Source organism: Streptomyces murinus, from assembly GCF_002154555.1.
In the GTDB taxonomy this organism is placed as follows: domain Bacteria; phylum Actinomycetota; class Actinomycetes; order Streptomycetales; family Streptomycetaceae; genus Streptomyces; species Streptomyces murinus.
The window spans coordinates 381-6,107 of the sequence record NZ_MUNF01000580.1 but is presented as its reverse complement, the minus strand read 5'-3'; the positions used below and the strand labels follow the sequence as shown (position 1 = coordinate 6,107).

The 5,727-nt window shown below is 71.4% G+C and carries 7 protein-coding genes and 2 pseudogenes; 5 read left to right on the top strand and 4 right to left on the bottom strand.

Going from position 1 to position 5,727, the window contains the following annotated elements:
- From CCN72_RS30125 to rarD, 3 genes and pseudogenes are all read left to right on the top strand, one after another.
- Positions 1 to 332, top strand: a pseudogene (locus CCN72_RS30125) (2-oxoacid:ferredoxin oxidoreductase subunit beta); the annotation flags it as partial.
- 196 nt (positions 333 to 528) lie between these two features.
- On the top strand, positions 529 to 1,383 hold the full coding sequence (locus CCN72_RS30120) for an SDR family oxidoreductase (protein ID WP_086811178.1): 855 nt from the start codon (positions 529 to 531) through the stop codon (positions 1,381 to 1,383).
- Between the two features lie 138 nt (positions 1,384 to 1,521).
- Positions 1,522 to 2,508 carry an EamA family transporter RarD gene (gene rarD, locus CCN72_RS30115; protein ID WP_086811177.1) on the top strand — a complete coding sequence of 329 codons (987 nt, stop codon included), beginning with the start codon at positions 1,522 to 1,524 and terminating at the stop codon, positions 2,506 to 2,508.
- A gap of 68 nt (positions 2,509 to 2,576) precedes the next feature.
- Here rarD and CCN72_RS39260 read toward each other — a convergent pair whose 3' ends face one another.
- The 3 genes from CCN72_RS39260 to CCN72_RS30110 are packed head-to-tail and all read right to left on the bottom strand — an operon-like array spanning position 2,577 to position 3,309.
- Positions 2,577 to 2,741 carry a hypothetical protein gene (locus CCN72_RS39260; protein WP_158101437.1) on the bottom strand — a complete coding sequence of 55 codons (165 nt, stop codon included), beginning with the start codon at positions 2,739 to 2,741 and terminating at the stop codon, positions 2,577 to 2,579.
- The gene (locus CCN72_RS39255; RefSeq protein WP_158101436.1) at positions 2,738 to 2,899 is read right to left on the bottom strand and encodes a hypothetical protein; all 162 of its coding nucleotides are present in this window, start codon (positions 2,897 to 2,899) and stop codon (positions 2,738 to 2,740) included. The genes CCN72_RS39260 and CCN72_RS39255 overlap by 4 nt, the downstream gene beginning before the upstream one ends.
- The gene (locus CCN72_RS30110) at positions 2,896 to 3,309 is read right to left on the bottom strand and encodes an ATP-binding protein (RefSeq protein WP_208638141.1); all 414 of its coding nucleotides are present in this window, start codon (positions 3,307 to 3,309) and stop codon (positions 2,896 to 2,898) included. Before CCN72_RS30110 ends, CCN72_RS39255 begins: the two co-directional genes overlap by 4 nt.
- Positions 3,310 to 3,529: 220 nt before the next feature.
- Between CCN72_RS30110 and CCN72_RS30105 the strand changes: the two genes are divergently transcribed.
- Together CCN72_RS30105 and CCN72_RS30100 are read left to right on the top strand one after the other, a co-directional pair.
- Positions 3,530 to 4,792 carry an NsdA family TPR-like regulatory protein gene (locus CCN72_RS30105; RefSeq protein WP_086811176.1) on the top strand — a complete coding sequence of 421 codons (1,263 nt, stop codon included), beginning with the start codon at positions 3,530 to 3,532 and terminating at the stop codon, positions 4,790 to 4,792.
- Positions 4,789 to 5,319 (top strand): GNAT family N-acetyltransferase, encoded by a 531-nt coding sequence (locus CCN72_RS30100; protein WP_086811175.1) that lies wholly within the window; start codon positions 4,789 to 4,791, stop codon positions 5,317 to 5,319. The genes CCN72_RS30105 and CCN72_RS30100 overlap by 4 nt, the downstream gene beginning before the upstream one ends.
- A gap of 191 nt (positions 5,320 to 5,510) precedes the next feature.
- Here the strand turns inward: CCN72_RS30100 and CCN72_RS30095 are convergent.
- Positions 5,511 to 5,727 (bottom strand): annotated as a pseudogene (locus CCN72_RS30095) (hypothetical protein); the annotation flags it as partial.

Genomic DNA, 5,727 nt, shown 5'->3' with positions numbered 1-5,727 from the left:
AGCCGATCCGCTTCGGGGCCGAGGGGGCGCGCGGTGTCGTACGCGATCGGCGGACCGGTGACCTGGAGGTGGTCACCGTGACCCCGGAGAACGAGGCGGAGCTGCTGGTCCACGACGCCGGTGCCGCGTCCCCGACCACCGCCTTCGCCCTCTCCCGGCTGGCCGATCCGGACACCCTGCACCACACCCCGATCGGGGTCTTCCGCTCGGTCGAACGGCCGGTCTACGACGAGCAGATGACCGAGCAGCTGGACACCGCGATCGAGCAGAAGGGCAAGGGCGACCTGGGCGCGCTGCTCGCGGGCGGCGACACCTGGACGGTCGTCGGCTGACCCCACCCGCCGATACCGCCGATACCGGCACACCGCTTCACGAGGCCCGGGACGACCGTTCCCGGGCCTCTTCGCACGCCCGGACGATGGCCGGGGCGATGTCCGAAGCGATATCCGGGCGAGGGTTCACTTTCTTTTAGTTAGCGCTAGCCGTATGGTTAGTGCCATAGCCCCCTCGCAAGGAGTGTCAGAGACCATGAGCATCGTCGTCACCGGAGCTACCGGACACCTCGGCCGGCACGTCGTGGAGCAGCTGCTGGAGAAGGTTCCGGCGGAGCAGATCACCGCTGTCGTACGCGACGAGAAGAAGGCCGCGGACCTCGCGGCGCGTGGCGTCCGACTGGCCGTCGCCGACTACAACGCCCCCGAGACCTTCGACACCCTGTTCGCCGCGGGCGACAAGGTCCTGCTGATCTCGGGCAACGAGTTCGCCAACGACCGGGTGCGGCAGCACACCGTGGTGATCGAGGCGGCGAAGGCGGCGGGTGTCGCGCTGCTCGTGTACACCAGCGCCCCGGGCAGCCTGAAGGCCACGCTGGCCGACGACCACCGGGCCACCGAGAAGGTGCTGCTCGCCTCCGGCCTGCCGTACACGCTGCTGCGCAACGGCTGGTACCACGAGAACTACACCGAGCAGCTCGCCCCGGTGCTGGAGCACGGTGCCGTGGTGGCCGCGGCCGGCGAGGGCCGGGTCTCCTCGGCCGCCCGCGCCGACTACGCGGCCGCCGCGGTCGCGGTGCTGACCGGCGAGGGCCACGAGAACCGGACGTACGAGCTGGGCGGCGACGAGGCGTGGAGCTTCGCCGAGTACGCGGCCGAGCTGAGCCGTGCGGCGGGCCGGGAGATCGTCTACAACGCGGTCACCGAAGAGGTGATGGCGGGCATCCTCGTCGGCGCCGGGCTGCCCGAGCCGCTGGCCGCCGTCCTCGCCGGGGTGGACCCCTCGATCGAACGAGGCGAGCTGGTGGTCGACTCCGGCGACCTCTCCCGGCTGATCGGCCGCCCGACGACCCCGCTGGCCCAGGCCGTCGAGGCCGCGTTCAAGGACTGACCGGCGCCTGACCTGCGCCTTCCCCTGCGCGCCCCCGGCTGTCATGACCGTATGGCGATACGGACATGACAGTCGGGGGCGCGCGGCGTTACCTTCGTGCCCGCGCGCGTCGGCGCAGGAGAAGCGGAGGGAGGGCCCGTGCCCGGGACGTCCAAGGGTGAGCACCGCACAGGTCTGCTGAACGGTTTCGCCGCCTATGGCATGTGGGGCCTGGTCCCCCTGTTCTGGCCGCTGATGAAGCCCGCCGGGGCGATGGAGATCCTCGCCCACCGGATGGTGTGGTCGCTGCTCTTCGTCGCCGGGGCCCTGCTGTTCGTACGGCGCTGGGCCTGGGCCGGCGAACTGCTGCGCCGGCCGCGCCGGCTGGCGCTGGTGGCCGTGGCCGCCGCGGTGATCACCGTCAACTGGGGCGTGTACATCTGGGCCGTGAACGCCGGCCATGTGGTCGAGGCGTCCCTCGGGTACTTCATCAATCCGCTGGTCACCATCGCCATGGGCGTGCTGCTGCTGAAGGAGCGGCTGCGGCCCCTGCAATGGGTGGCGGTGGCGACCGGGTTCGCCGCGGTCGTCGTCCTGACCGTCGGCTACGGCCGCCCGCCGTGGATCTCGCTCTGCCTCGCGTTCAGCTTCGCGACCTACGGACTGGTGAAGAAGAAGGTGGGGCTCGGCGGCGTCGAGTCACTGGCCGCCGAGACCGCGATCCAGTTCCTGCCCGCGCTCGGCTATCTGCTCTGGCTCGGCGCGCAGGGGCATTCGACCTTCACGACCGAGGGCGCGGGGCACGGGGCGCTGCTCGCCTCCACCGGTGCCGTCACCGCCCTGCCGCTGGTCTGCTTCGGCGCGGCGGCGATCCGCGTACCGCTGTCCACGCTCGGACTGCTCCAGTATCTGGCCCCGGTCTTCCAGTTCGTGTTGGGCATCCTCTACTTCCACGAGGCCATGCCGCCCGAGCGCTGGGCCGGTTTCGCCCTGGTGTGGGTGGCCCTGCTGCTGCTCACGGGCAGCGCCCTGCACTCGGCACGCCGGTCGAGGAAGACCCTGGCCGTCTTGGAGTCGAAGGCCACGGAGGCCCGGCTCGGGACGCCCCGGACGGAGGCTCCGGGTGGGGCCTCGGTCGACGCGTGACCCCGACACCCGAGGAACCGTAGGGGCCCGTAGCGGGCTGGTCGTTACCCCTCGTGCGCGCGGGACGGTCACACCGCTCCGTGCTCGGCCGCCCGCTCGGCCCAGGAGGCCCGGTCAGTGAGGCGCAGCATGCGCGCGGGGCGGATTCCGGGGGGCGGGGTCATCGGCGGGCGGGGCCCGGTTTCGGCGGAGTTCACCGGCCGGGGCTTCACCGCGCCCTGGGGCGCGGTCACGTCTGCTCGTCCCCCTCCGGCTCTCCCGCGACGGCGGCCGGGTCGGGCTCAGAGGGGTCGGTGCTGATCCGCAGGCACCCGTCCGTGCCGAATAACTCGATCAACTGCGACAGGTGGGCCCGGGCCAGGCTGCGGCCGGAGGGCTCGTCGTCGCTCATCCGCGTCCCTCCAGCTCCGCCCACACGACCTTGCCCCAGCGCCGCTCGTGCGTGCCCCAGTCGGCCGCCAGCTCCGCCACGAGGGCCAGGCCACGCCCGCCCTCCTCGTCGTCCTTCGGCGTGCACAGTTCGGGCAGCGCGTGAGAGAAGTCCGACACGGCCACGCGGACCCTGTCCGGCGCGGTGCGCTCCACCATGACGCGGATGGACTCCCGCCGGGCGTGCCGCACGGCGTTGGACACCAGCTCGGAGACGATCAGGGCGCCGTCATCAGCCGTCCCGCGCAGGCCCCACGCCGCGCAGGCCGTGCGCACCAGGCGACGGGCGGTGGCCGCGCTCCTGGGATCGCGTGGCAAGGTCTCGCTGTAGCCGGGGTTTCCGGTTGTTTTGGGAGTGGTGGTCACGGTCATCAGGGCCCCTCGTCGGTGAGCGGGAGGTACAGCCACTCGCGGCAAGGCGGGGCTGCTCCAGAGAGCCGCCGCACTGTCCCTTCCGGGGGCGGTCCACGTTCAGTGAACGACGGACTGTGACAGCCTGTGAGGAAATGTCCGGCCGCCGTGATACGCGGGCAACCGGAAATTTCGCACCCGCTCCAGCGCGGCGATCCTGCGATCTCGCTACCTTGAAGCCGTGGACGAGAACAGGCACTTAGCGGACGCGCTCGCCGAAGCGGGGCTCACGCAGGTGGAGTTGGGGGAGGCGGTGAGTGATCACCTGCGAGCGCATGGCCACGCGGGGACCGTGGGTGACCGGACCGTACGCAACTGGCTGACCGGAAAGACCCGTTGGCCTCATTCTCGGCAGCGTGAAGCCCTAGAGGCAGTATTCGACCGTACCGCCGAGGAGCTTGGCTTTGTTCCTCCGGCGGGCCGACGAAGCCCTACCAGGACGGAGGACCCTGTGAACCGCAGGAATTTCCTCACCGCCGCCACCGGCACGGCCGCCGCCGTGTCTCTGGTCGCCACCCGGCCGTACGCGGTCGGGACCACCGACGTGATTCGGCTCCGCAGTGGCCTGGACGCCCTGACGGCCCTGGACGCCTCCACGGGCGGTCACGAGGCCCTGGAACGTGCCGCCCTCGCCGGCGCCGCCAAAGCCCTGGAGCTACAGAAGCGGGCCGCCTCCCAACGCGTCCGGCAGCGGTTGTACGGCGTCGCCGCCGACTATACGGCCACCGCCGCCTGGTCGGCCGTGGATGCCAGGCAGCGCGACCGTGCCCGGGACCACCTCAACCGAGCACTGCACCTCGCCGGACTGGGCGCCGCTGCTGAAGCTGAACTCCGCGTGTGGAACACGCACGCCATGCTGGCCCGCCAGGGACAGCACTTCGCCGAAGCCGTGCATGCCGCGCAGGCGGCCCAGGCCACCCGCGCCGCGCGCCGAGACCCGCTGTTCGCCTCCCTCGCGCACGCCCGCACGGCCATCGGGCACGCGTCTTCCGGGGACCGACAATCCGCCCTGCGGTCGCTGGGGTACGCCGAAGAAGCGCTGACGAAGTCGGCCCTGGACAACCCGCGCCCAACCTGGGTTGCCTTCTATGGCCCCGCTGAGCTGCTGGCCATCACCTCGTACGTCCGGGACGACATCGGGGACCCAGCGGGCGCGGAAGCGGCATCCCACCGCGCCCTTGCCGCTCTTCCCCAGGAGCTCCGGCGGAACCGTGCGCTGGCTACCCTCCAGCTCGCTCTGACCCAGCTTCACCAGGGTGACGTGGACCAGGCGTGTGCCACGGCGGAGCAGGTGTTCACGCTCATGCGCGGCAGCACCCTGCCCGGCCGGATGCGCTCATACCTCGGAGACTTCATGCGAGGCCTGACCACCCTTGCGCCGGGCTCCGGTACCGCGCGCGAGTGGGAAGACCGCTACCGATCCGAATGGAGCCAAGCTCGATGACGACCCCCGCCCTGGAACTGCGCCACTACGGCCACGACGACCTTCCGGAGATCCGGCAGACGCTGATCGACATGCAGCGGGACGTATACGCCGATGTGATCGAGGACGACGAATTCCAGCAGAAGTTCCCGTGGTTCGTGGACCATTGGGGCGGGAACCCCAGCTTCTCGTGCGTGATCGCGTACGAAGGCGATGAGCCGGTGGGCTTCGCGTACGGCGCTCCGGGCGCGGAGGGCCGGGAGTGGTGGCGGGAGCGCCTGAACCCGGCGCCGGAGAAGTCCCGCACCTTCCACTTCTCCGAGCTTCAAGTCCGCATGCCGTGGCGGGGCAAGGGCGTTTCGGAGCGGCTGCACCGGGCGCTGATGGATGCCCAGGACGATGACTTCGCGGTGCTGCTCGTGGACGTGACGCACCCGAAGGTCCAAGCCCTGTACGAGTCCTGGGGGTACCGAAAGATCGGGGAGGACCAGCCGTTCCCCGACTCCCCGGTCTACGCCGTGATGCTCGTGGACCTGCCGCTGTCCTGAGCCGAGCGCTCACACAAACGGGAGCGCAGCCGGCGAGGGCTGCGGCTCCCTGGCCCCTACCTGGGGTGGGACCCTCTACTTCCACGAGGCCATGCCGCCCGAGCGCTGGGCCGGTTTCGCCCCCCCGTGCCGAGGCTCCGGGTGGGGCCTCGGTCGACGCCTGATCGTTTCCGCGGCCGTGCGCGGTGCGGTCACGCCGCTCCGTGCTCGGCCGTCCGGTCGGCCCGGGAGGCCCGGTCGGTGAGGCGGAGCATGCGGGCGCGGGCGGATTCCAGGGGGCGGGGGTCGTCGGCGGCGGGGCCCGGTTCGGCGGCGAGATCGGCCCAGAGGTCTATCAGGTCACGGCCCAGCCGCAGCCCCTCCTCCGGGTCCCGTACGGCACGCCAGGCGGTCGCGGCGCTCTGCACA

Bases quoted from the DNA above. Each gene is read 5' to 3' on its own strand.
- CCN72_RS39255 (WP_158101436.1), bottom strand. From the start codon at position 2,899: ATGAGCGACGACGAGCCCTCCGGCCGCAGCCTGGCCCGGGCCCACCTG.
- CCN72_RS30100 (WP_086811175.1), top strand. From the start codon at position 4,789: ATGACGACCCCCGCCCTGGAACTGCGCCACTACGGCCACGACGACCTT.
- CCN72_RS30120 (WP_086811178.1), top strand. From the start codon at position 529: ATGAGCATCGTCGTCACCGGAGCTACCGGACACCTCGGCCGGCACGTC.
- CCN72_RS30110 (WP_208638141.1), bottom strand. From the start codon at position 3,309: ATGACCGTGACCACCACTCCCAAAACAACCGGAAACCCCGGCTACAGC.